Source organism: Alteromonas sp. KUL17, from assembly GCF_006538305.1.
GTDB lineage: Bacteria > Pseudomonadota > Gammaproteobacteria > Enterobacterales > Alteromonadaceae > Alteromonas > Alteromonas macleodii.
Map to the genome: position 1 here is coordinate 22102 of NZ_BJKJ01000004.1, position 24284 is coordinate 46385.

Annotated in this window: 20 protein-coding genes and 1 pseudogene; 14 read left to right on the forward strand and 7 right to left on the reverse strand. The window is 44.1% G+C overall.

What is annotated here, in order from left to right:
* Position 1: 1 nt before the first annotated feature.
* Positions 2 to 1495: a glucose-6-phosphate dehydrogenase gene (zwf, locus tag KUL49_RS04910; RefSeq protein ID WP_014949853.1), complete on the reverse strand. Its 1494-nt coding sequence runs from the start codon at positions 1493 to 1495 to the stop codon at positions 2 to 4.
* 284 nt (positions 1496 to 1779) lie between these two features.
* Here zwf and KUL49_RS04915 point away from each other — a divergent pair, with 284 nt between their 5' ends.
* The 3 genes from KUL49_RS04915 to KUL49_RS04925 all read left to right on the forward strand — a co-directional run bounded on the left by KUL49_RS04915 (position 1780) and on the right by KUL49_RS04925 (position 5410).
* Positions 1780 to 2631 (forward strand): MurR/RpiR family transcriptional regulator, encoded by an 852-nt coding sequence (locus tag KUL49_RS04915; protein WP_014949854.1) that lies wholly within the window; start codon positions 1780 to 1782, stop codon positions 2629 to 2631.
* A 238-nt stretch (positions 2632 to 2869) separates the two neighbouring features.
* Positions 2870 to 4306 (forward strand): pyruvate kinase, encoded by a 1437-nt coding sequence (gene pyk / locus KUL49_RS04920; RefSeq protein ID WP_131136492.1) that lies wholly within the window; start codon positions 2870 to 2872, stop codon positions 4304 to 4306.
* A 195-nt stretch (positions 4307 to 4501) separates the two neighbouring features.
* Positions 4502 to 5410 carry a 5'-methylthioadenosine/S-adenosylhomocysteine nucleosidase gene (locus KUL49_RS04925; RefSeq protein WP_052234892.1) on the forward strand — a complete coding sequence of 303 codons (909 nt, stop codon included), beginning with the start codon at positions 4502 to 4504 and terminating at the stop codon, positions 5408 to 5410.
* Positions 5411 to 5487: 77 nt separating this feature from the next.
* Here the strand turns inward: KUL49_RS04925 and KUL49_RS04930 are convergent, their stop codons facing one another.
* The gene (locus KUL49_RS04930; protein WP_131136493.1) at positions 5488 to 5865 is read right to left on the reverse strand and encodes a hypothetical protein; all 378 of its coding nucleotides are present in this window, start codon (positions 5863 to 5865) and stop codon (positions 5488 to 5490) included.
* Between the two features lie 464 nt (positions 5866 to 6329).
* Here KUL49_RS04930 and KUL49_RS04935 point away from each other — a divergent pair, with 464 nt between their 5' ends.
* On the forward strand, positions 6330 to 7571 hold the full coding sequence (locus KUL49_RS04935; RefSeq protein ID WP_014976821.1) for a putative DNA modification/repair radical SAM protein: 1242 nt from the start codon (positions 6330 to 6332) through the stop codon (positions 7569 to 7571).
* A gap of 16 nt (positions 7572 to 7587) precedes the next feature.
* A complete protein-coding gene (locus KUL49_RS04940; RefSeq protein WP_131136494.1) occupies positions 7588 to 8394 on the forward strand; it encodes a TIGR03915 family putative DNA repair protein in 807 nt (268 codons plus the stop codon).
* Between the two features lie 121 nt (positions 8395 to 8515).
* Here the strand turns inward: KUL49_RS04940 and KUL49_RS04945 are convergent, their stop codons facing one another.
* Positions 8516 to 9124 (reverse strand): BON domain-containing protein, encoded by a 609-nt coding sequence (locus KUL49_RS04945; RefSeq protein ID WP_131136495.1) that lies wholly within the window; start codon positions 9122 to 9124, stop codon positions 8516 to 8518.
* A 666-nt stretch (positions 9125 to 9790) separates the two neighbouring features.
* On the opposite strand from KUL49_RS04945, the gene KUL49_RS04950 reads away from it, so the two are divergent.
* The gene (locus tag KUL49_RS04950; RefSeq protein WP_014979601.1) at positions 9791 to 10774 is read left to right on the forward strand and encodes an endonuclease/exonuclease/phosphatase family protein; all 984 of its coding nucleotides are present in this window, start codon (positions 9791 to 9793) and stop codon (positions 10772 to 10774) included.
* A 17-nt stretch (positions 10775 to 10791) separates the two neighbouring features.
* On the opposite strand, the gene KUL49_RS04955 is transcribed toward KUL49_RS04950, so the two are convergent.
* Positions 10792 to 11340: a hypothetical protein gene (locus KUL49_RS04955; RefSeq protein ID WP_131136496.1), complete on the reverse strand. Its 549-nt coding sequence runs from the start codon at positions 11338 to 11340 to the stop codon at positions 10792 to 10794.
* Between the two features lie 554 nt (positions 11341 to 11894).
* On the opposite strand from KUL49_RS04955, the gene KUL49_RS04960 reads away from it, so the two are divergent.
* From KUL49_RS04960 to KUL49_RS04970, 3 genes are read left to right on the forward strand one after another with little or no spacing between them, the layout of a single operon-like run.
* Entirely contained in the window at positions 11895 to 12878 is a 984-nt protein-coding gene (locus KUL49_RS04960; RefSeq protein ID WP_131136497.1) for a glycosyltransferase family 2 protein, read from the forward strand.
* 22 nt (positions 12879 to 12900) lie between these two features.
* Complete coding sequence (gene gntA / locus KUL49_RS04965; RefSeq protein ID WP_014949864.1) at positions 12901 to 13566, forward strand: guanitoxin biosynthesis heme-dependent pre-guanitoxin N-hydroxylase GntA; 666 nt, start codon at positions 12901 to 12903, stop codon at positions 13564 to 13566.
* Between the two features lie 27 nt (positions 13567 to 13593).
* The gene (locus tag KUL49_RS04970; protein ID WP_131136498.1) at positions 13594 to 14187 is read left to right on the forward strand and encodes a DUF1989 domain-containing protein; all 594 of its coding nucleotides are present in this window, start codon (positions 13594 to 13596) and stop codon (positions 14185 to 14187) included.
* Between the two features lie 31 nt (positions 14188 to 14218).
* Here the strand turns inward: KUL49_RS04970 and KUL49_RS04975 are convergent, their stop codons facing one another.
* From KUL49_RS04975 to KUL49_RS04985, 3 genes and pseudogenes are all read right to left on the reverse strand, one after another.
* Positions 14219 to 15961 carry a hypothetical protein gene (locus KUL49_RS04975; protein WP_131136499.1) on the reverse strand — a complete coding sequence of 581 codons (1743 nt, stop codon included), beginning with the start codon at positions 15959 to 15961 and terminating at the stop codon, positions 14219 to 14221.
* A gap of 65 nt (positions 15962 to 16026) precedes the next feature.
* Positions 16027 to 17882, reverse strand: a pseudogene (locus KUL49_RS04980) (alkaline phosphatase PhoX).
* 456 nt (positions 17883 to 18338) lie between these two features.
* Positions 18339 to 19568 carry a DUF4861 family protein gene (locus KUL49_RS04985; protein WP_131136678.1) on the reverse strand — a complete coding sequence of 410 codons (1230 nt, stop codon included), beginning with the start codon at positions 19566 to 19568 and terminating at the stop codon, positions 18339 to 18341.
* A 178-nt stretch (positions 19569 to 19746) separates the two neighbouring features.
* On the opposite strand from KUL49_RS04985, the gene kduD reads away from it, so the two are divergent.
* From kduD to KUL49_RS05010, 5 genes are read left to right on the forward strand one after another with little or no spacing between them, the layout of a single operon-like run.
* Positions 19747 to 20505: a 2-dehydro-3-deoxy-D-gluconate 5-dehydrogenase KduD gene (gene kduD, locus KUL49_RS04990; protein ID WP_131136500.1), complete on the forward strand. Its 759-nt coding sequence runs from the start codon at positions 19747 to 19749 to the stop codon at positions 20503 to 20505.
* A gap of 40 nt (positions 20506 to 20545) precedes the next feature.
* Positions 20546 to 21391 (forward strand): 5-dehydro-4-deoxy-D-glucuronate isomerase, encoded by an 846-nt coding sequence (gene kduI / locus KUL49_RS04995; RefSeq protein ID WP_039225580.1) that lies wholly within the window; start codon positions 20546 to 20548, stop codon positions 21389 to 21391.
* Positions 21392 to 21421: 30 nt separating this feature from the next.
* Positions 21422 to 22405, forward strand: coding sequence for a TRAP transporter substrate-binding protein (locus KUL49_RS05000; RefSeq protein WP_131136501.1), 984 nt, complete (start codon positions 21422 to 21424; stop codon positions 22403 to 22405).
* Positions 22406 to 22407: 2 nt separating this feature from the next.
* On the forward strand, positions 22408 to 22893 hold the full coding sequence (locus KUL49_RS05005) for a TRAP transporter small permease (protein ID WP_131136502.1): 486 nt from the start codon (positions 22408 to 22410) through the stop codon (positions 22891 to 22893).
* On the forward strand, positions 22893 to 24188 hold the full coding sequence (locus tag KUL49_RS05010) for a TRAP transporter large permease (protein ID WP_075177448.1): 1296 nt from the start codon (positions 22893 to 22895) through the stop codon (positions 24186 to 24188). Before KUL49_RS05005 ends, KUL49_RS05010 begins: the two co-directional genes overlap by 1 nt.
* Positions 24189 to 24284: the final 96 nt, after the last annotated feature.

A 24284-nucleotide genomic window follows, 5' to 3' on the forward strand; every position in this document is an offset into this window, starting at 1 on the left:
ATTACTTTTTCTTCCCTGTTTTGCTCTCGTACCAGCTGCGATTTTCGCGAGCAAGAAGACCTATAGAGTCTACCGGCCCCCACGTACCTGCTTGATACGGTTCTGGCGGCTCGCTCGATTGCTTCCACGCTTCAAGAATTGAGTCTACCCACGTCCAAGCTTGCTCAATTTCGTCACGACGAACGAATAGCGCCTGATTACCCAACATAACTTCAAGAAGGAGTTTTTCGTATGCGTCAGGAATACGCTCATCGGCAAACGCTTCAGAGAAACTTAGGTTTAACTTGGATTTTTGTAGATCCATAGAGCCTGAGCTGGTTAAGCCAGGTACTTTATTCATTACGGTGATTTCTACACCTTCGTCTGGCTGTAGACGAATAACGAGCTTATTGGGTGGGAGATTCTTGAAGCTGTCACCGAACAAGTTGTGTGGCTGACGCTTGAAGTAAATAACAACTTCACTCACCTTAGTTGGCATGCGCTTACCTGTGCGTAGGTAGAACGGCACACCAGCCCAACGCCAGTTGTCAATTTCCGCTTTAATAGCAACAAAGGTTTCGGTTTTACTTTGCGTATTAGCACCTTCTTCTTCAAGGTACCCAGGCACTTCTTCGCCCTTCACGAAACCAGAGGTATACTGACCGCGTACTGTGCTGTCATTAATGTTAAACGAGTTAATCGGACGAAGCGCTTTAAGCACTTTCAATTTTTCGTCACGAATGCTGTCAGCGTCGAGCGTTGTCGGAGGCTCCATCGCTACCAAACTTAAAATTTGTAGCAAGTGGTTTTGCACCATATCTCGCATTTGACCCGCGTCGTCAAAGTAACCCCAACGCCCTTCAATACCCACTGACTCTGCAACTGAGATTTGAACATGGTCAATGCAGTTGTGGTCCCAGTTAGTAGCAAAAATAGAATTGGCAAAACGCAGTGATACTAGGTTTAGTACTGTCTCTTTACCAAGGTAATGGTCAATGCGGTAAATTTGCTTTTCGTCGAAGTATTCTGCAACTTGCTCATTGATCACTTTTGACGATGCCAAATCGTGACCAATTGGCTTTTCTAGAACAACGCGAACGCTTGAGTCGATAATTTTGCAGCTATGCAGGCCACGACAGATATCACCGTATATCGCCGGTGGCGTCGCTAAATAACAAACCATGGTGCGGCTTGGGTCAACGTGGTCGTCTAATACGCAATAGCTTTCAACGTCCTTCATGTCTACGCATGCATAGTGCAAACGCGCTTTCATTTTTTCCCAAGTGGCTTCACACAAGTTCTTCTCGCCAAACTTGATTAGGTTGGCATGAACTTCTTCAATATAGGCATCCAGCTCCATTTCTTGACGCGCAACACCCACAATAGTGGTGTCTGGGTGCATCAAGTTTGCTTTTTCAAGCTGATATAAAGAAGGCAACAACTTGCGTCGTGAAAGATCTCCCAGTGTACCGAAAAGTACAAAATCACAGGGTTCGTAGGAATTATCCAATACCATATTCGTCGACCTTTTAAATGTATGTGTCCGCTGCGTATTGTACAGTTATTTACAACACTAACGACTATTTTTACCGTATAGTTAACACCAAATGTAGTAAAATTACAACTTGTACCAACTATAGGATCTGAATCTTTACTGTTTCCCTCAGTTTACCCTCATTTAACCCGATTGAAATAACAAAAATTGTCAAAAAATTACATTTTTCTTGTCACAGACGTCACATTGGGTACTATTACGGGTGTACCTTACAATAAATTGTGCTAACTAATTGCTATATCTGTATGAACATTTTAGAAAAAATCACACAAAACCAAGCGGCATTCAGTAAATCTGAGAAAAAGGTAGCTGAAGTAATTCTAGCTAACCCACAAACGGCCATTCATTCGAGTATAGCAACCCTCGCTAAGATGTCGGATGTTAGTGAGCCTACCGTAAACCGTTTCTGCCGAAGACTTGATACTAAAGGCTTCCCAGACTTTAAGCTGCATTTAGCGCAGAGCCTGGCTAACGGCACGCCTTATGTAAACCGCCATGTTGATGAAAACGACAGCCCAGACGAATATACCAATAAGATATTCGAATCGACCATGGCGTCCCTGGAAGTGGCGCGCCAATCTGTGGATGTGAACGTGGTAAATCGCGTTGTTGATTTACTTACACAGGCACAGAAAATTTCATTTTTCGGCTTAGGCGCTTCAGCTTCAGTGGCTCACGATGCACTAAATAAGTTTTTCCGCTTCAATGTTCCAGTGGTCTACTTTGAAGATATTCTGATGCAGCGCATGAGCTGCATGAACTGCTCAGATGGCGATGTTGTTGTATTGATTAGCCACACGGGCCGAACTAAAAGCTTAGTAGAAATAGCGCAAATTGCCCGCATGAACGACGCTACTGTAGTAGGAATTACCTCAGCAGATAGCCCGCTGGCACAAGAATGCAGTTATGTATTATCGCTGGAAGTGCCGGAAGATACTGATATGTATATGCCTATGGCCTCTCGCATCGCGCAGCTCACGCTAATTGATGTACTGGCAACCGGCTTTACATTGCGCCGCGGCAACAAGTTCAGAGAGAATCTGAAGCGAGTAAAAGATACGCTGCGTGGTTCACGTTATGAAAAGCGTGGTGAGTAATTTTCTTCCCACGTGCTCATATAAGAACCACTTACCGTAACAAAATTGGTTCAATAAATCAGCGAAAACGCCTAACTGGTCGAGCCAGTTAGGCGTTTTTGTTTATTTCATTCACATTTTTGTCAAATTCAACTATTATTCTGTAATAAAATTACGTAAAGCGATTACAGGCATACCGTATAAACGCGTAGCCTATCACTCTTTGTCTTTTCTAACTTAGAAACAGCGACGGACTCACATGACCAGAAGAACGAAAATTCTTGCCACCCTAGGACCTGCAACCGACTCACTTGAAAAGATTCAGGCACTTATTGCCGCAGGCGCAAACACTGTGCGCATGAACTTTTCACACGGACAAGCCGAAGACCACATTGAACGTGCAAAGCGCGTTCGTCAGGCGGCAAAGAACCTAGGTAAATACGTAGCGATTTTAGGTGATCTTCAAGGTCCTAAAATCCGTGTTGCTCGTTTTGCCGAAGGTGCAGTTCGTTTAGAGGTTGGCGCAAGATTTATTCTAGACGCTGAATTAGGCCGCGACGAAGGTGATATTAATCAAGTAGGTATTGATTACAAAGCGCTTCCTGATGATGTATCAGCAGGCGATATTCTGCTTCTTGATGACGGTCGTATTCAGCTTCGAGTAACTGGCGTTGAAGGCCGCAAAGTGATTACTGAAGTAACAGTAGGCGGCAAGCTTTCAAACAATAAAGGCATTAACCGTCAAGGCGGTGGTCTTTCTGCAGATGCACTTACCGAAAAAGACAAAGAAGACATTAAAACCGCCGCTAAAATTGGTGTTGATTACCTTGCAGTATCGTTTCCTCGCAGCGGCGCAGACTTGAACTACGCGCGAGAACTTGCCGAAGCAGCTGGCTGCTACGCAAAAATTTGTGCAAAGGTCGAGCGTGCTGAAACGGTGGCGTCTGACGAAGCCATGACGGATATCATCAGCGCTTCAGATGCGGTAATGGTTGCTCGTGGTGACTTGGGTGTAGAAATTGGCGATGCGGAACTTGTTGGTGTTCAAAAGAAACTGATTGCCCGTTCTCGCCAGCTCAACAAGGTTGTGATCACCGCGACGCAAATGATGGAGTCGATGATTGACAGCCCTATGCCTACACGTGCAGAAGTAATGGACGTTGCAAACGCTGTACTAGACGGCACTGACGCGGTAATGCTTTCAGCTGAAACAGCGGCGGGTAATTTCCCTATTGAAACAGTTGCAGCTATGGCTCGTGTTTGTGAAGGCGCGGAAACACATCCAAGCGTTAAAATTTCCAAGCACCGCATGGATCAGCAGTTTTCTTCTACTAGCGAGTCAATTGCTCTGTCTGCGGTTTACGCCGCGAACCACTTGCCAAGTGTTAAAGCGATTGTAGGTTTAACTGAAAGTGGAACTACACCAACGTTAATGTCTCGCATTACTACATCTCTGCCAATTATTGCGATGTCTCGTCACGAATCAACGCTTAACACAATGGCGCTTTGCCGCGGCGTTAAGCCGGTTTTCTTTGACTCTTCAAACAGTGAACCTGGCAAATTGAAGTACGATGTCATTGCATCACTTAAAGAGAAAGGGTTAGTGAAAAGCGGCGACAGTATCATCCTGACTTACGGCGATGAAATGGAAAAAGTGGGCGCGACCAATACCCTCAAAATCGTAGAAGTCGAATAGTGACGAATACACTATTAAAGCGAAGCAAATGCTTCGCTTTTTTTTGCCTGTAATTTACTAAAGCAGTGGTAAGCTGACGCTTATAATAAGAACACTCATCTAAGTCAGTATCAAAATTACAAAAAACATATCCAACAAAACAACGAGAATTCGTTAACACTACTCGGGACAACAACGACAAAAATAAGGATAGAAATGCAGCTCATTTTCAATCGCTACACACGTTTTTCAGCAATTATAACGCTCTTGGCACTTTTCACTCATAGCGTATGGGCAAATACACAGCACGTACACACCATGAAGCGTGTAGAAGTAGCTTCACAGAACGCGCCATTACAGCCAATAATGATTCAAGGCCCCATGCCCATTGAAGCTGAATACTTTGCTGCGCTTTTGGATAACACTACAACAGAGTATTCAGGTAATGCAGTATTCTATAAAGGGACACTAAACGGGTACCCCATTGTGGTAGCTAAAACCGGTAAGGGTTTAGAAAATACTGCGGCCGCCACCGCTATTGGCATAGAGAGATACCACCCTCGCCTTATCATCAATCAGGGAACATCAGGTGGCCACGATCCTTCCTTAAAAGTTGGTGATATTGTTCTTGGCGAACGCAGTATTAATGCATCCAATTTTAAAACGCCCAAGCTGGCTCAAGGAGAAGGTTCTCAACCGTTTAATTGGCTGCCGATGGATCTTATGGCGTCAGAAGGAAGCGCGGGAGAAGGGAGTAGCGCTAAGGACGCAGAAAAGTTGCGTTTTTATTTAGGAGACAAACAGCTCATCAACCTAGCTCTATCGCTATCCAAGCAGTACAAACGCGGGAACGTCGTTAAAGGAACGATTGGCAGCGGTAACTTTTGGAATAACGAGTTAGATCGAATAGCATGGCTCCATAAGAATATGGGAACGAGTGTGGAAGAAATGGAAACCGCTTCTGCAGCGCAGATTGCACATGCCTACCACGTTCCCTTTTTAGGTATTCGCGTATTGTCGAACAACATTACCAACCATGGTGAATATGACCCAACCACGGCCAAAGATTGTCAGGCCTTTGTTGAAAAAGTGGTAAGAGCTTATATTTCTGCGCTGTCGGAATAAATTTGGAAAACACTCAAACGAAAAACGCGCCCTACATTGTAAGAATGTTGGGCGCGTTTTCATGTTTAGCCTTTGTATTAGATTGCTTGAACGGTATAAGTTTCCGCATCTTGACTAACATCATTCGCGTATTGAGTAAGATGGTGATTTAGAATATTTTCGGCGCGCTCAACAAACTCATCACGCTTAAATTTCCAACCTCTTAAATCGGCTTGCTTAGCCTGTGCAATGTAGTGCTCTAGACGCGTTTTTCTCAATAGATGTGCCTTTTTCGACAAATCAAATTCTACCAATGAGAAGTTGCGCTGTACTTTTTGAATATCCATATGAACGGGGCGCTGTTCGTCATCAGCTGATGCTTGGCTTACGGATAGCTTTCCTTGCCCAATTACACCGACTATAACAATGATTGCTGATACCACTAAGCCTGAATAAACCCACTTTAAAAAGTTCATGCCCCACTCCTTGAACGATTTTGCACTTGTATCGATAAGCTCGCTACAATCCACTTAATTAAAACTATTTATCACCAATGTATTGAGTCATTCGACTATTTAAGTTTCTAGCTTTCACGTTGCAGCAGATGTTTTCTGCCTGACAATACAAACTTTCGTCTATTTAATACATCAAGTGATTCACTCATATCTACTTAACCATATGCACCTTCCGCACCATATAGTTAATCTTTATTTTTCAGAAGCTTAGACCAACCCAAAACTTATACTAAAGTTGTATAAGGTACTTTCTACACACAGTAAGATAAAATTTTCCTTTCAAATTTAATAAACTCACTCTCCTTAATGCTGTACACTTATACAGTATTGAGATATACCACAACAAGCAAAGTACTGGTATGGAATCTTGTTTTTTTTCAGACCGTCTACCACGTACATTTGCCTAGAGAAAGTGACCATTTGCGATGCATGACAAACTTATTCAAAAACTCGAAATTCTTTCAGATGCCGCTAAGTATGACGCTTCTTGCGCAAGTGGCTCCGCCGGTAAACGAAAAGCAGGTAAAACTGACAAAACAGGAATAGGTTCGCTCACAGGAGGGTCAGGGATATGTCACAGCTTTACCCCTGATGGTCGATGCGTATCATTACTTAAGATCCTAATGACCAACTATTGCATATACGATTGCCATTACTGCATCAATAGGGTGTCTAGCAACGTTCAACGAGCGCGTTTTACCGTTAAAGAAACAGTTGATTTAACGCTTAATTTTTATAAGCGTAACTACATTGAGGGATTATTTTTAAGTTCCGGTATTGTCGGCTCTCCTGACCTGACTATGGAGAGCATGGTACGCATCGCGAAGTCTCTTCGCATTGATCACGGATTTAAAGGATACATTCATCTTAAGACCATTCCGAATGCATCTCCTGAACTACAGGCTGAAGCTGGCTTATATGCCGATAGGCTAAGTATAAACATCGAAATGCCGACGCAAAATTCGTTGAACAAATACGCCCCGGAAAAAGACCTTGGTGAAATTCACGGTTCAATGAATACATTGAAAGACAAAATAAATGAACACAAAGTAGATAAAACCTACTCGGGCAAACGCCCACCTCGCTTTGCTCCTGGCGGACAGTCCACTCAGATGATCATAGGAGCCGATGACTCAAATGATAAAGTTATCCTTGGCACGAGTGTCAAACTGTATGGTCAACAAAAATTGCGGCGCGTTTACTATTCTGCATTTTCGCCCATCCCAGATGCGTCTGAAGTCTTGCCTCTTAAACCGGCGCCACTTATCCGTGAACACCGACTTTATCAGGCCGATTGGCTCCTGCGCTTTTATGGATTTGGTTTAGATGAAATCGTACACAACGACATGCTAGATATGGAGCACGACCCCAAGCTTGCGTGGGCGCTACGCAATCGCCACATATTTCCCATCGATTTAAATAAAGCTGACAAGCTACTTTTATTGCGAGTTCCTGGACTGGGAGCACGCACAGTACAAAAAATTTTGGCTATTCGACGTTACACAAAGCTTAGCTGGTTCGATCTCACAAAAATGCGTTTACCCTTACAAAAATTAAAACCGTTCATTACTGTTAGTGATTATTCCCCCGCTATACATTTGCTCGATAGCAGTAACTTTGAACAGCAATTTAAACAACCAAAACAGTTTGAATTGTTCAGCGCCTAATCTAATTGGTACCGCAATGAAAAAAGTAACAATTTCATCAGTGCCCGGATACGACGAATGGCGAAAAGCATCGAGAGAATGTCTAGCCCAACACATACCTCCCGAGAACGTTACATGGCAAACTTCGCAATCTAACCAAGACGACTGGTTTGCCGTGACCGATTCGGCCAACGCTATTGGTGAAAGCCAAACGAATTACAGAATTCCCAGATCAGTTTTAACGCTGTTGAAGTATGCGTTATGCCACCAAGCCACCGATCGTTTCGCTTTATGTTACCGCGTTTTATGGCGAGTAGTTTTCGAAAACAGAAACCTTATTCACTTAAAAACTGATGAAGATGTGTTGCGTCTCAACGTGCTGGCTAAAGCAGTAAAACGCGATGCATATAAGATAAGTGCTTTTTTGAGATTTCGAGAAGTCGTACTTGACGGACAAGAGCATTTTATTGCGTGGTATGAACCAGAACACTTCAGCTTGGAAATGAAGCTCGATTTTTTTCAGACGCGTTTTAAAAATATGTGTTGGTCAATACTTACCCCTTATCGAGCTGCGCATTGGAATACTAAAACACTTGTTTTGGAAGATAATCCTGATCCTAGTATCATTCCAAATGATGACAGAATTGAAAAATACTGGCTTACGTATTATGCAAATATATTTAATCCTGCCCGCGTAAAAACAAAGGCATTGTTAAGTTCAATGCCAAAAAAATACTGGAAGAATATGCCTGAGACGTCGCTTATTAACGATATGATACGCCACTCGGATGCTAGAGCACGTAAGATGATACTAAATGGAAAAAAGGTGGAGAATGGTGAATGAGTCCTCCTGACAAATATTAGCAGCTGTGCTTCCTTTGTTTGTTGCGATTTGAAAAGCTCTGTAAAACGTGACCAGAAAAAAAGGGGCCGAGGCCCCTTTTTTGTGTAAAGCAACAATGATATTAGTTCATCGCAGTTTCAGTAACTACACGAAGGTTGCTTTCAACATCTTTTACGTCAGATGCATTCTTGGCAATTTCCACAGCTAGATCACGCTCAGCATCAGAATCAACGTCGCCAGTCAGTGTTACTACACCGTTTTCTACGTCAACATCGATGTCGAAACCTGAAATATCGGTATCCATAAGAAGACGAGTTTTGATTACTGTGGCGATTTTGGCGTCAGTTAACTCGCTTGTGCCTTCGTCAACAGTATCTTCCATGTCATCTGACATGTCGCCTTCCATATCTTTGTCAGAGACAACCGTTAGCTTGTTGTCTACAGACGTTACACCGTCAATATTCGCTACTAGCTCTTCCGCTAGCTTTTTATCAACAGAGTTCTCAACCTTACCAGTAAGAACGACATTACCGTTTTTAACGTCAGTGTTAATGTCGAATGAATCAAGGTTACCATTGAACAACAGCGTTGCTTCTGCTTTGCCATCAATCCATGCGTCTTTGGCACCTTTCTCCCATTTATTAGTTGTGCTGTCTGTGTCCATGTCACCTGCATATGCAGCTGCAGTCAAAGTTGTAGCAACAATCATAGAAATAAGTGAACGTTTCATAACATTTCTCCTTTGTCGAAACTCGTAGATAGTCATGCCAATTCCTTGCCAACAAAATAAGGCATTGTTTTATATGATAAATATTAATATCCAGGGCTAGTTAAGTAAGTTTTGTTTTGCAAACTTTGCCTTTGTTTGAGAACTTTTTACTTAATTTTGTTAATGCCCAAAACTCGTCAACTTCACTTAAGAAAAGCACCTATCAATTGTACTAGGGGATAACTTTTTGTCGTTGGCCGCCGCTAAGTTACAGTGATACTTAGGTTAAACTTATTTCACAAAGCTGCCGTAGTTATAACGATTTGTATCGCTTCACTCGGGCCTGTTGACCTTTTTTGTACATTTTTGCAGCGGTCTGTGTGCCATCTAGACAAGGCGAATGTTTGACGGTTTAGTGGTTCTAAATCGAGAACATTCAACGCAGTATAGATGGCACAAAGGCGCTGCCCGAAGGGGTCGTTATGGAAGCCTTTTACTCTTTGTCACAGTCCTTTAACTTAGCCCGCTAGGCTTGCAGGACTGTTTCGCGATTAAAAGGCTTCCATTTAGACCAAAATTCGTACACCAAAGGTCAACAGGCCCTAGCTATAGTCATCAATTTAGTTTTGCAGACAGAAGCAACAGGTGGAGTGTTTTTCGTTAATTAAACTCAAGGACCAACTAGACATGGATACTGCACTTACTGCTGTTTCAGTCTTATTTATAGCCGTAAGCTGGGCCCCTTTGCTTCCTTCTTCTCATTGGTTAGTAAGAGTGTGGGAATTTCCGCGACTACAAATAGCAGCTATCATTTCTTTGTTAATTGCTGGGCATATTTTTGAATCAACCTATTACGCACAGATAGATAGCCTAGCAGTAATTATTGTCGCTGGATTAACAGTTAGCCTTATTTATCAGGTTATCTGGATCATTCCTTATACCCCTCTGTATAAAAGAGAAGTTAGGCACGTCGAGGTTGAGAGTGCGAGCCAAAAGCTAAGTGTTTTATCAAGCAATGTGTATATGCCTAATGACGATTTTCGCAAGCTCATTGAACATGTACGTAATAAGCAACCTGATTTTCTCGTAACGTTGGAATCTAATGAGAAGTGGCAGAAAGGCATCAGTGAAATTGAATCTGAATACCCGTATCGTAAATTTTGCCCACTCGAAAACCTCTACGGTATGCACCTTTATAGTAAGCTTCCCTTTGAAGAGGTCTCATTGCGATTTTTAATAGAAGAAGATGTGCCGTCCATGAAAGTGAAAATCAATCACCACGGACAAGATGTCACGCTATATTTTCTTCATCCAAAACCACCAAGCCCAACAGAAAACACGTATGCAAAGCCCAGAGACGTAGAACTTACTGTTGTGGGGGAAGAAATAGCTGAAACAGAGGGCCCTATTGTCGTCGCTGGCGATCTTAACGATGTAGCTTGGTCACCTACTACCAGAAAGTTCAAGAAAATAAGCGGACTTTTAGACCCACGAGAGGGGCGCGGTTTTTTCAATACATTTCACGCGAAATATCCTTTAGTGAAATGGCCGTTAGACCACGTATTTCACTCGGAACATTTTGCATTGGTCAATATAGAGAAACTTGAAAGCATAGGCTCAGACCACTACCCGCTTTATACCGAACTAGCGCTAATCACGGACAAGGAGTAATACTCAAGACTGTAAATCTAATGAGAGCTACGATGTTTGACACACCACATGAGGCTATCACACGCCTCTTCACGCTTTTTAAAATGGGCTAGTCCTATTAGCTTGTTATCCCGAGGCCAAACCGCTTGGTTTAGCACCTCTTGATCTTCTGCCGATAGTTGTTCGCTATCTAACACAATCTCAACCGCTTTTTTGTTGGGTTTTATTAATGTGGGGTTAGCTTCTTTGACCAGAGCAGAGTTCACACAAATATACTCTCTCTTAACAGGGTCTCTCACCACGCCGATGTAGTTGTTGTCACAAATTATAGCTGGCCAGCCTTCCGCTATTCTGCTCTGTCCAAACATTACGAGTGTAAAGGCAACAAGAACGAAAAGTGTTAAACCGATAAATTGAGCGCTCAAATCTGGTGCTACACTTACAATAACGCCGACAACAGCTGCGAAAAATATCCAGCCGCCAAATACTCTGCGCATAGCATTTGGTGAGATACCAGATATAACATCAACCACCTTTAATGATTGTTTGTCATAGTGTCGAATAAATACAGACGATTGTGATTCCACAGCCTTTGTCCACCAGAAAAAATACGAAATTCAGAAATTAATACGTTACAAGTAAGGCTGAAGATTTACCTACACTCTGAGTGAGTAAAAACCAATAATATGAGATTAGTTCTACTCGAAAGAAAACGTGTTAAGCAATATTTGTAGGAATATTTAAACTATTGAATTGTAATGTTTAACCTACTAACCAAGCATATCAAAATATGTGGGAACGGCAAAGCAATTACGCGCTAGATGCACAGTAAAACAAGACTTATGAAAAGAAGCGTCATGTTAATCTGCAAATTAGAACAGACCACCAAAAATTAACATAAAAAACTGCTGTTGGCCTCCATACATTCGTTTGTAAATTTTTCTCTCACTTTGCACCTCTTGCTTGCCTTGGCGCTCAACCATTGCTGCAAATACTCAAAAACAGAACTTGAAATTACACTTTTTATCGAAAATCAATAATTTACAAAACAGGAACACTCTTTGCTTCTACGAAAGTATAACGTTCAACGTTTCATGTCGTCGTTATTACAGGTTCAACAAATGAGAAAGGGAGGAAGAGTATGCGTTCACCAATAAGTGCAGTAACTATTGTTAAGAGCAGAACTGAGAAACTGGCCAATTTGATTACTCAGTTAGAGCAATGCTCTCCAACGCCAGATGAGCTAGTCATTGTTTGGATGGCACCTCCTTCTGATTTGTCACTCGTACGCAGTGACAAATTCGACATTGTTCACAAGTTTGTGACTCAAGATGCTCTTCCGATAGCGAAAGCGCGCAACAAGGGTATGTCAGCCGCCAAGCACGCGAATTTAGTTTACCTAAACGTAGACGCAGTTATTGCCCCATCGCTTTTTAGAGATGGCTTGCTTGCGCTTCGTGACAACACCGTAGTGTTCACATCAGTGGTGTTTTTACCCAACGAGCGCTGTTGTAAGCCCTACCGACAAATTTCAAAAGATGAAAAAGAAATCGGTTATTTAGCAAGTAATGACGACACGTTACCCGAAGACGACAATAACGAAATACCTTCAAGAGATCAGGAAATTAATCATGGAAAGTTTAGTGACGATAGTATTTGTTCTACAGTGTTTTTTATTCGTAAGGCAGACTTTCAGAAAACCGGCGGCTTCGATGAAGGCTACGCGGGTTTCGGACTAAACGACGAAGATTTCTTCACTAACTGTAGGGCATTAGGGTTTTCGTTAGAGCAATTGCCCACGCGAACATTTGCACCATACCGGCCTAATTATCAATGCCCGATAAATCACCTTTTAGACTTTGTTCATAATGCGCAGCGTTTTCACTCGAAGTGGGGATTTTACCCATGCGTCAATGTATTGAACGCGTATGCAGACCAAGGTTTTATTAATGCTGACTTCAAGCAAAACGGCATTAAGATCAAGCACCTCCCCCAGCAGGTAGAGGAAGACAAGGCGGACGCGCCGGTTGAGCAATTAACGGTAACCAACGCCCAAAACAATGTTGAATTTACGTCTTTTCATTCGCCGGAGAAAGGCTCTGACCTTTTAAGCACGACCGCATAAAACGCTTTCAGGGAGATATGGAATGTCTTTATTGAAACCGAATCTAACCGAGCGCTTTTTGTCGTTTGTAGGGGAAGCCGATTTCCCCTGCGTCGGAGCCAAAACAGCCCTCAATAAAAGCCAAATTCATGTGAATCAATACGACGATATTCGCTGTCCTCTCAATGAGACAGATATGTTGGCGTCAATTCACCAATTTGTAGAGTCGTTTGATCTTGAACGGGACATGTACTCCTCTTTGGTCGCAACTTTTGAGCTTCCAGATACGATAAGCGAAACTGAATTTGATCGGGTTTTATGGGAAAAATTGCAGCGTTTACACGAGATTGACGCCTGTTTAAAACCTTGGGATAGTAAAGTATCAAGTGACCCTCATAACGCTCAGTTTAGCTTGAGTTTAGGCGGAAAGGGTTTCTTTGTAGTTGGACTGCATCCAAATGCATCAAGAAAAAGCCGTCGATTTCCCTACCCTGCCATCGTGTTTAATTTACACGAGCAATTTGACATGTTGAGAAAGCAGAAGCGTTTTGAAGCATTCAAAGACCACATTCGTAAACGAGATACCGCGTACTGCGGAAGTAAAAATGAGCTACTAGCAAACCATGGTGATAGCTCAGAGGTATATCAATATAGTGGTGTAAAACATTCCGAAAACTGGGAATGCCCGTTCAAGCGGATTAAGCACTAAACCTAAATAAAAGGGACAAGTCACATAATGTTACAAACTATACAGCCAAGAAGCGGCACTGCATTTACTATGAAAAAAGGGGAAAGACTTAAAGTTATTGATCCAGAAGGTGAACAAGTGGCCGACCTCTATGCGTTCAATGAACACGATAAAAATGAGTTTGTCTCTTCAGGACGAAGTTTAGATTACAATGAAAGCATCCAATTCAAAAAAGGCAGCTTGCTATACTCTAATCAAAGTAACGTGATGCTCGAAATTATTGAAGACACTGTAGAAGACCATGACTTTCTTTTGACTCCTTGCAGTGTTGACACGTTTAAGCATTTTTATCCCAATGAAGAGCCTGTACCTGGGTGCCACGGCAATTTAGTCGCGGCTTTTTCAGAGTTTGACATCCCAGAGCATCACGTTTGTACCACATTCAATACCTTTATGAATGTGGAGGTAGACGCCAAGGGTAAAATATCTGTTCTTCCTCCTAAGTCTAATGCCGGTGATTACACAATATTTGAAGCAAAGATGGATCTAATCGTAGGGTTAACCGCGTGTTCAGCGGGCGAGTCAAATAACTTCCGTTACAAACCGATTCAGTTTGAAATTTTACCCGCGGCTAACATCTAGCCGCGAGCGTTATCTTCTAAATAAACAAGCGCTACCGAGCTTCTGCAATGGCGCTTGGCTTTTCTTGTTGCCAGTTAAGTCGCATATCCCACTTGAAACGATGTTCAGGCTTAAGCGGTGGCTGTTCGGCATCAATAGTGCTTAACACATTAGTCGCCTTAGTCAGCGTTGCGTCGCGACCGAACAAATAGCTTTGCTCTTTCACTATGGTCAAATACGCTTTGTTCAACGCATACGCGCGCTCTGGTGAAGGAGCAATGATGTCGTACACTGACTTGGCACGCTGCAATTCTTCCACCTTGACCATGCCTTTTTCATCAAACCATTTGGCCAGCATTTCTCCGTTTTGACGGAACTCATCGCCACCGCCTACGCGCTCCATGTAAGTGAGAAACTCGCCTTTTTCCTCGTTGATATTCGGCACATCTTCTATTTCACGCAGGTTTATATAGCCCCACCCCGCTTCTCCAGGTACTTTTCGGGCAAATGAAAATGTTTGATCGAAGGTTGACCCAACGGTTTTGTGACAGCCGTTACAAAACGCAAGCTCTTGATCGTGCTGTGCACGAAGTTCGCCCTGCTCATTTTCAATGAAGCCATTAATTGTCCAGCCAAAGCCGTTGTCTATCCCTTTTTCACCTAGGTAGCGGGTTTGGGGCAGCTTTTCAAAATGCTTATCTTTTGCTTCCGCATAATAGGCAGACGCTAAGCTTTCTCTGCTTCTGAACATATGCTTTTTCATGTAGCGCACTTCCTTCATACGCGGCGCGTTATAAATATTCCCGTTTTCATCCACGCCAATGTAGCGCACGGTATGTAAGAATTCTGTACCTTCGGGGTAAAGCATGTGCGCTAGCGGAACATCGCTTGCGTCGCCAACATAATGCGACAAACGAGCGATTTCAGTCACTGAATTGGTAAGTTTTCCGTCTTGGTTTACGTCAAGGTTCAACACTAATTCGTTGACCGGCGCCACAGTTAACGTATCCAGCTCTTTAAGTGCCATTTCAACCAAGCTTAGGTTCAATGTATAGATAGCCTTATTATGCTTGCCTTTTAGCGTTTGAAAACTTTCAGGAAGCCTGATCATAGCATCGCCGGTTGACCCGTTAGTCGGCCAAAAAGTACTTGGGAAAGGCTTGTAATTATACGATACCCATCCACTGCCATCTTTAGCAAAACCGTCGCCATCGAATGCCTTGTCAGCGGCGCTCAAATTTTCAATACGCATGTAGTCTGGCATGGCGTCATTGTTAAGCGAAGCGGTATAGTTGTCTTGCGCTATATATTTTTTAATCGTGGCATCATCAATGCCCGCAATTAGTGATGTACGGTCAATAAACAGGTTTTTCCAGCTGTTTGTTAACCCTACGTCAGAAAATTCGTAGTTGCCCTGTAACGTGCCATCGCCCATTTGATTAGGACGCTTTTCCATTGAGTCGTAACTTTGGTGGCATGCATAACATGGGTTGTTAACACCTTCTGTTTTGGTGTAACACTGGGGAGGAATAACCGATTCAGGGTTATACACTTCATCGTGTTCAATATATGCCAAAGCGGGAATAGCATCGCCTTCTTGATAAGGATAAGCGTGGGTGCTGTCGGTCTTTTCGTGAGTAGAAGGAGGCAGTTGCTTGTCAACTGTAAAGCTTGTTGAGTTTTGCTCATAGTTTGACTGATTGTTCACGTCAGTACCCGTGTTATCAGTGCATCCTGCACTGATAAGTAGTGAAAGCAGAATGCCTACACCTGAAGTTATTTTTAACATTTTCATAATCGTCACAACGGAAAAATCCGGGCACATAAGTGCCCGGAGTATTTTTAAATTAAAAAGAAAACTTACTTATCTGCTGGCTCATACATCCAAAGCGTATTGTTTTCTTGGAAACCGTCTTCACCGATAAGAATACGGCCGTCGTTCATCACCACTACGTTATCTGGTTGAGAAAGCTGTTCAACGTCACAACGCTCGGCGCCAGTTAGGCTTGAACGGTACGTACCGCCCATCACCACAGGTTCAATACGAGAGATGTTATAGTCTTCTTCAAGCTTGGCACGATAAACACCACCACAGTCTTTAACGCGAGCTGAAAGCTGCATATCGCCTTCACCGTCAATCATTGTGTTGTCGATATCAGCGATGCCGATGTAAAGGTATGCATTCTCTACCACTTCACCTTCGATAGTATCTACACCTTCAACCGCTTCCTTTGCGCGTTTCTGGTTGATTGAAATACCTTCCAGTTTTCTCCACTCTGCGGTAGCCCCTTTAAGACGAGCCGCTGCACGACTCTCTAAGAACGCTACGCGGTTATCCATTGGCTGTCCTGCTGTTACGCTAGAGCCACCTTCCTCTACCGTTGGATAAGTCGCATCGCCATCAGCCCATGCTTGAACGTCGGCCATAGTAATGTAAGAACTTTGTCCATCCACGTAATCGTCGGTACCAATACCATTGTATTCATCAATCCACGCGCGAATAGTCAGGTTATCACCGCTAGCTAATTCCACCCATTCAACCGCAAAACCAGTTGTCGCAGGATCATTCTGACCTGCGTCCTGAGTGAGCTTAGCGCCGTAAAGTGTACCTGCCGATAAGTCTTCAGCTGTGTCTGCGACAAACTTAAACAGTACGCCACCCGTATCATCTTGAGAAAGGTAAACCGTTTTGCCATCAGGCATGACCGTTGAATTTTCATGCTCATAACGGCCCATCGTGAAGTGCTTAACAATCACCGGCTCATCAGCCAATGGCTCTGTTACTTCTGCAATGTAGCCGTAGTTGTAAGGGTTTGGTGCATCAGGTGCTGTCATTTGCCACATACGACCTAAGCGCGCATCTGTAGAAACGGCCTCTGGGTTATTCCAGCTTGGTGATGTTGTCGTATCCACCGCCGAATCAACCACCCACTCTTCTGAAGTAAGCGGCGTACCCCAAGGTGACATTGAACCAAAGCAGTTTGCCGCCGTTCCCCATACTGGCGAGAAATCCAGCATCATGGCTTCAGTTACTTCCCACATACCAAACTCGTCTTTTTCAACTTTCATGCGGCTCATACCGCCAGGAAGCTCTTCCCAGTTCGAGAAAAGGTAACCTTCGCCTTCGGCGGTTGAGATGAAGCCGTTAAAGTCAGGCATGTCATTTTCAAGAACCAACTCTTCGCCATCCAACGTGTAGATGTGACCTAAGCCTTCTGGTAAATCAGTACCGAAAGTGTCGCCCGTTTGTCCGAGTACTTGATATTGACCAATGGCAGAAACCACCAGCTCTTTTTCTTCATCTGAGCTTGGTACAGGTGAATTTGGTAATGTTACTGGCAGATTGTTGAAGTTAGCACCTGCAAGCACGCCCACTGTACCGGTGTTGATAGGCATTGCATTTACACTGGTTGTCGCCGCATTAGTGCCAGACGGGTGCTGAACGTTAAAAATAAATCGCCTTCGTCTGTTAAGAATATACCGGTCACTTCTGCACCAAGTGGAACCGTAGCGATACGTGTTAGCGTACCTGCACTATCACCTTGAGGACCTTGATCGCCCACCGGGCCTTGATCTCCTACCGGGCCTTGCTCACCTACAGGGCCTTGTACACCGTCTTCGCCATCGTCACCTTCCAGTGAACAGGCAGTCATCCCTAGTGTTACAGCCAGTGCTATCGCTGAATACTTAATTCCACGAAGAGTTTCGCTTTTCATTATAGTTCCTTGCTTATACTTGTTTTCGATGTTGAGTGGAGGTAAGCAGAAGACTCACCTCAGTAAACGGTCTTAGCGGGCGAAAGTCTGGAGGACATTTGTGACATTCCGGTGACAGTGAATTGACACCAAAATGAAGCTTTATTGACACAAGGGTCTGAAAAAACGAATAAAACAAATGCGAAGATTTACGAAGGCGCTGTAATCATTGGGATTATTGAATACTCAATCAAGAAAACCTGAACCACTCAGTCAGTTTATGAATTATTTGTTTCACAATAAATACTGGTCAGAGCTTTGTGCCCGTGAACACAACAGGACATAACTGCTTGAAAGTTGGATGGGCTAAAAATGGAAAAAGAGGGTAGTTGGAGAAGGCAATTAGAGAAAGACATAATATAAGCTAACGGGCTACGCGTTTCGCTACGGCCCGCTAGCCCGGTCGCTAAGTAATACTTAGTTTAAGACGGTAAGAGGATGAATATACATCTTTAATTTATTAACCAGATAATCTTCAAACTGCTTTGCAGTTTGTACATCACTGCTGCGCTTAGGCCAAACCGCGAGAATTTTATAGTCTAAAGTGGTTAAAGGTTTGAACAATACAAGGTGGTCATGTTCACCCTCGAATACCTTTTCGACCTGATCTAACCGATAAACAACGGCCAATCCTAAGTTGTCATTATCTGCCAAGATACTTTGCGTTCCCCAAGTCGCTACAACGCCCCACTCACCACGCTCGGCTTTAATCACCTGCATTCCATCATGCGCCACTAGACCTGCGACAATATTATCCGATGGCTCTGATACAGAAACGCTGATGTGGGTGGTGGGGTCAAACGCATCAATTCGATAGTGCGTGGTAACGTCGATGCTGTCCGCTTTCGCATCAGACGATGACCACCCTTCGTAGCCAACCTCGAACTCAGCCCGCAACTGAGAATTCGATACCAATTGGTATTGCGTATTCTCTACATGCTGAAAATGCATGACTGTCTGCGTTGAGGAATCTTGGGTTTCTTGTTCTGTTAATCGACCTAGCGCACCCACGCCCAACGATTTACCAACTTTAAGCGCGTCTCCGCCCCACGAAGATAAATTATGATAGCTATCGTAGCCGTCTTGCCCCACCTCAGGTAATACTACACTGTCGTTCGCTTTAACAAAGACATCAATAGCGTTACGCCAATCAAGATAAAGGCGATAGCCCATTTGATCAGACTCCCAGCCTGGTCCTTCGTAACGCAAAAAGTAAGAATGATCGGTCAATTGCGGAGGCGATGTGAATGAGGTAACTTCTTCAAAAGAAAAACCCTCAGCGCTATATACTGCGTCTTGCCACTCTCCTCCTGTTCTTACGGAAAGTTCAGCGTGCGCCCGGTCTTGGAGGTTAACATTCGTAGCTTGCTCAGGTGGCATAAGTTCCAATGACGCACTACTTCCTGGCGCAATGGATGCTGCACCTAGTAACACCGCTTGCCCTTCGCTATTCTCTATCCATTCTGACGGATATTGCTTTAACTTCCACCCCGAATATTGCGGGGGCAGAGATACTTCGAAAATTTGATCGCCGCTACCTCCGTCTGCCGAATTTTTGACCTTAACAGACAAAGCCGAATTTATATCCCCTTGTGAGCAACTTGCCAATAATGGCACCAAAATTAGACCTATCTTACTAAATTTCATCACTTTTATGCTCTCCATCGGTTGTTAACGCATTTAACTAATTAACGATATTTATAAACAATATATTGACAAATGCCACCGGTGGCAATTATTTTAAATTTTGTTAACGAGATTTTTCAATTTAGTATGTCGATAAAATTCGTCATACCCATGAACCATTTAGTGAAAGGTGAATTACATGGTCAACTTTAGCCTAGAAGGTAAAACCGCATTAGTGACCGGAGCAAGTCGAGGTATAGGCCAAGCGCTTGCTTTAGCACTCGCCACTTCTGGCGCCTTCGTCATCTGCGCCAGTTCTCGACCAGGTGGATGTGACGAGACACTACGTAAAATTCAAAGTGAAGGAGGTCAAGCCATGGCATTAGATGCCGACCTCGCTAATGCCGACGCGGTAGTTAAACTTGCTGAAGATGCGTTAAGCATTAAAGGACACATCGACATCTTGCTGAATAACGGCGGCACTATTTTCAGAGCACCAGCAACCGACTTTCCTTTTGACGAGTGGAAAAACGTGCTTGCTGTCAACATCGATTCAGCTTTCCTACTTAGCCAAACTATTGGCAAGACGATGGTAGAACGGGGACAAGGCAAAATCATCAATATTGCATCAATGTTAAGTTATACAGGTGGCATCACCGTTCCTGCCTACACAGCGAGTAAACACGCCATCGCGGGTCTTACGAAAGCGCTAGCAAACGAATGGGGCCAATATAATGTGCAGGTGAACGCAATTGCGCCAGGTTACATCAAAACCGATAACACCCAAGCACTGCAAGATGATGAAACGCGCAGTGCTGAAATTTGTGCCCGCATTCCAGCTAATCGCTGGGGGGAAAGTGATGATTTAGCAGGTGCGGCAGTATTTCTTGCGAGCGCAGCAAGCAATTACGTAAACGGCCATATCCTTGCTGTCGACGGCGGCTTTCTAGCACGTTAATTAACGAATGGGGGATACAGCCATGAGCGATAGAAAAGACATGAGCAAGAAAATAGACACCCGATATGCTATCGGTCGTAAAGAGGCCAATGCTTACAACACGCAAGAATTGCGTGACGCGTTTTTAGTCGACACCCTAATGACACAAGGTGAAGTCGTATGGATATACACCCACTACGAACGCTTTATGCTTGGAAGTGCCGTACCGACAACGTCAGCGCTAACGCTAGAAACCATTGAAGATCAGTTAAAGATGCCGTTCTTTACCGCCCGTCGCGAAGTCGGTGTAATTAATATCGGCGGGCCTGGAACCATTACTGTTTCAGGCACCACTTATCACCTAGATAATGAAGAGGCCTTGTACATCGGACAAGGCAATGAAGAAGTCATTTTTGAGTCGGACAACGCGTCCAATCCTGCCAAATATTACTTAAACTCGGCGCCGGCTCACCACGCCTATCCCTGCAAAAAAATAGGCAGCACAGATGCAAACATCCTTCACTTAGGCAGTCAGGAAACCTCCAACAAGCGTGATATCAAACAGTTACTTATCAATACTGTTGTCGATACTTGTCAGCTTCAAATGGGCCTAACGCGTCTGCATACAGGCTCTGTCTGGAATACCATGCCAGCTCATCAACATGACCGACGCAATGAAGTGTACTTTTACTTTGATATGGATAGCGAAAGCCGCGTATGTCACTTCATGGGCGAACCTCACGAAACTCGCCATATTTTTGTAGCGAATGAAGAAGCCGTGGTATCGCCACCTTGGTCCATTCATTGTGGTGTAGGTACTGGAAGCTATGCATTTATCTGGGGAATGGCAGGTGAAAACCTGGATTACGATGATATGGATAAGTTTCCGCCTTCACAGTTGCGTTAAGCAGCCCTGCTCTAAATAGGTGTAATGATTATGTTGCGGTATATAAAACTCACACTGTCAGCCACGGCCCTGTTGCTAGCCTCGGCGTGTTCGCAAAATGAACTGAAAGGCGAAGTCACCGTATTGCGCTTGGGGCATACGTTGGACACTCAACACTCAGTACATAAAGCAATGGAATATCTTGGCGAGCGCCTAGATTACTATTCTGACGGTACAATGAGTGTGGTTATTTACCCGAGCAGCCAGCTGGGAACCGAGAGGGAGATGGTAGAACTGCTGCAGATTGGCTCACTCGCCATGACTAAGGTGTCGGCAAGTCCTCTGGAAGGGTTTGCTCCCGAAATGAAGATTTTTAGCATTCCCTACATCTTCCGCGATAACGAACACTTCTGGCGTGTATTAAACAGCGATTTAGGCGATGAGTTGCTATCTGGTGTTGAAGACTTCCGACTTAAAGGTCTCGGCTATTACGATGCGGGAAGCCGTAGTTTTTACACCAACGATAAACCAATAGAAACACCAAGCGATCTGAACGGGCTCAAAATTCGCGTGTTGAACAGCCCTACTGCAGTAGCAACAGTTCGCGCACTGGGAGGAGCTGCAACCCCCGTTGCTTGGGGAGAACTGTACACTGCGCTTCAGCAAGGCGTTGTAGACGGCGCAGAGAATAACCCGCCCAGCTACTACCTTTCACGTCACTATGAAATTGCCCGTTACTACAGCCTTGACGAGCATACCAGTGTTCCAGACGTCATGCTGGCATCGCTGCCGGTATGGGAAAGTTTGAATGAACAGCAGCAAACGTGGCTAACCAAAGCAATGGAAGACTCTGTTGAATACCAACGCGAACTTTGGAAAACATCTACGCAAGCCTCTTTAGAAAAGGTAAAAGCCGAAGGCGTCACAGTTATTACGCCTGATAAAGCGCCTTTCGTTGAAGCGGTAAAGCCTTTTCATAAGAGCTTTGAAGACACGCCAATTGGCGACTTAATTACGCAAATAAAAGCGATGTAACAATGACAATAATACGCCTCATCGATAAAGCCTTAGCCGGCACCCTTATTATTGCCATGGTAAGTATTTTACTTACCGTAATTTGGCAAGTGGTCTCACGTTACGTACTTAAAGACCCCGCTTCGGTCACCGAAGAGTTGTCTAGGTTCATACTTATTTGGATTGGCATCTTAGGTGCGGCCTACGCCTATCGCCAAAACGCGCATTTGGGGTTCAACTTAATTGTTGAGCGTCAGTCTCGTAAAGTGAAACGCCTTCTACTTACCTGCGTTGAAGTCATTGTCATTATCTTCTGTGTTTTGGTGATGGTTTACGGCGGCGCTGAACTAGCGTCTCTTACATTAGAGCTAGAGCAAATCTCAGCAGCGCTAGGTGTGAAAATGGGCTTTATCTATAGCGTGCTTCCCTTATCTGGAGGCCTTATCATTGCCTATGCACTGGTTAACATTACTGCACTTTGGCGAAACAACAATAAGGAGTCAGCGTAATGGAACTGACCGGTATTATCTTAGTCGTCGCCTTTTTCGTACTCCTTCTTTTAAATGTTCCCATTTCAATCAGCATTGGTGTAGCCACGCTGCTTGCTATGGTAATGAGCATGGACATTGCTCCGGCTACCATTACTATTGCCCAGCGTATGGCAGGTGGTCTGAATAGCTTTGCGCTCTTGGCAATCCCATTTTTTGTTTTATCTGGCCTTATCATGGGACGCGGCGGGATAGCCAAGCGATTAATTGAATGTGCAATGGCGCTTATTGGTGCCCTTCCCGGTGGTTTAGCCTTAGTAAATGTTGTTTCCTGCATGCTGTTTGGTGCAATTTCAGGGTCTGCAGTAGCGACTACGTCTGCTATTGGCAGCTTCATGTTGCCCGAAATGAAGAAAGCTGGCTACGAGCCGAATTTTAGCGCAGCGGTCACTGCCGCTGCATCAACTACGGGAATGTTAATTCCACCAAGTAATATCTTAATTGTATACGCAATCGCTAGCGGTGGCGTATCCATCGCCGCCCTTTTTATGGCTGGCTATATTCCAGGCATTATGGTGGGTCTAGCGCTCATGCTGGTGTGCTTTATCTACGCAAAAATGAAGGGATACCCCCTATCGCCGCGACTTCCTATTAAAGTAGTTGTCGAAAAAACTATCGCAGCACTCCCTTCCCTATTCCTCATATTCTTAGTGATTGGCGGCATTGTGGGCGGCGTTTTTACCGCTACTGAAGCAGGTGCCATTGCGGTGGTTTACTCATTGCTGTTAGCTGTGGTGTTTTATAAAGAAGTGGATGTGAAAGCCCTACCTGATATTTTCTTGAAGGCGGCAGAAACGACGGCAATTGTAATGCTGCTTATCGCGGCCTCAACGGCGATGTCTTGGCTATTGTCTTTTGAGAACATTCCGCAAACCTTAAGTAACGCACTGTTGTCGATAAGCGATAACCCATTACTTATTCTTCTCTTAATCAACCTATTGCTTATCGTAGTTGGTGCATTCTTGGATATGACACCTGCCGTCCTTATTTTTACGCCCATATTTTTGCCGGTGGCCTTAGAACTTGGAATGAGCGAACTGCAATTCGGCATCATGCTCGTACTCAACCTGTCTATTGGATTATGCTCACCGCCCGTCGGCGCCGTACTTTTCATTACCTGTGCCATTGCCAAAACCAAACTTGAGAACATCATTCGACCGCTAATACCTTTATATGTGGCTATGTTTGTCGTTCTTATGCTAGTTACGTATGTCGCATGGTTCAGCGAAGCGCTACCACGTGCACTAGGATTTTAGTAAGGTAGAATCATTAAAACTGAAAGGTGTGGTCAGGCGTAGTTTGATCACACGAACTTTCACTTTTGAGTAACAAAAACATATTGCCCGTATTTG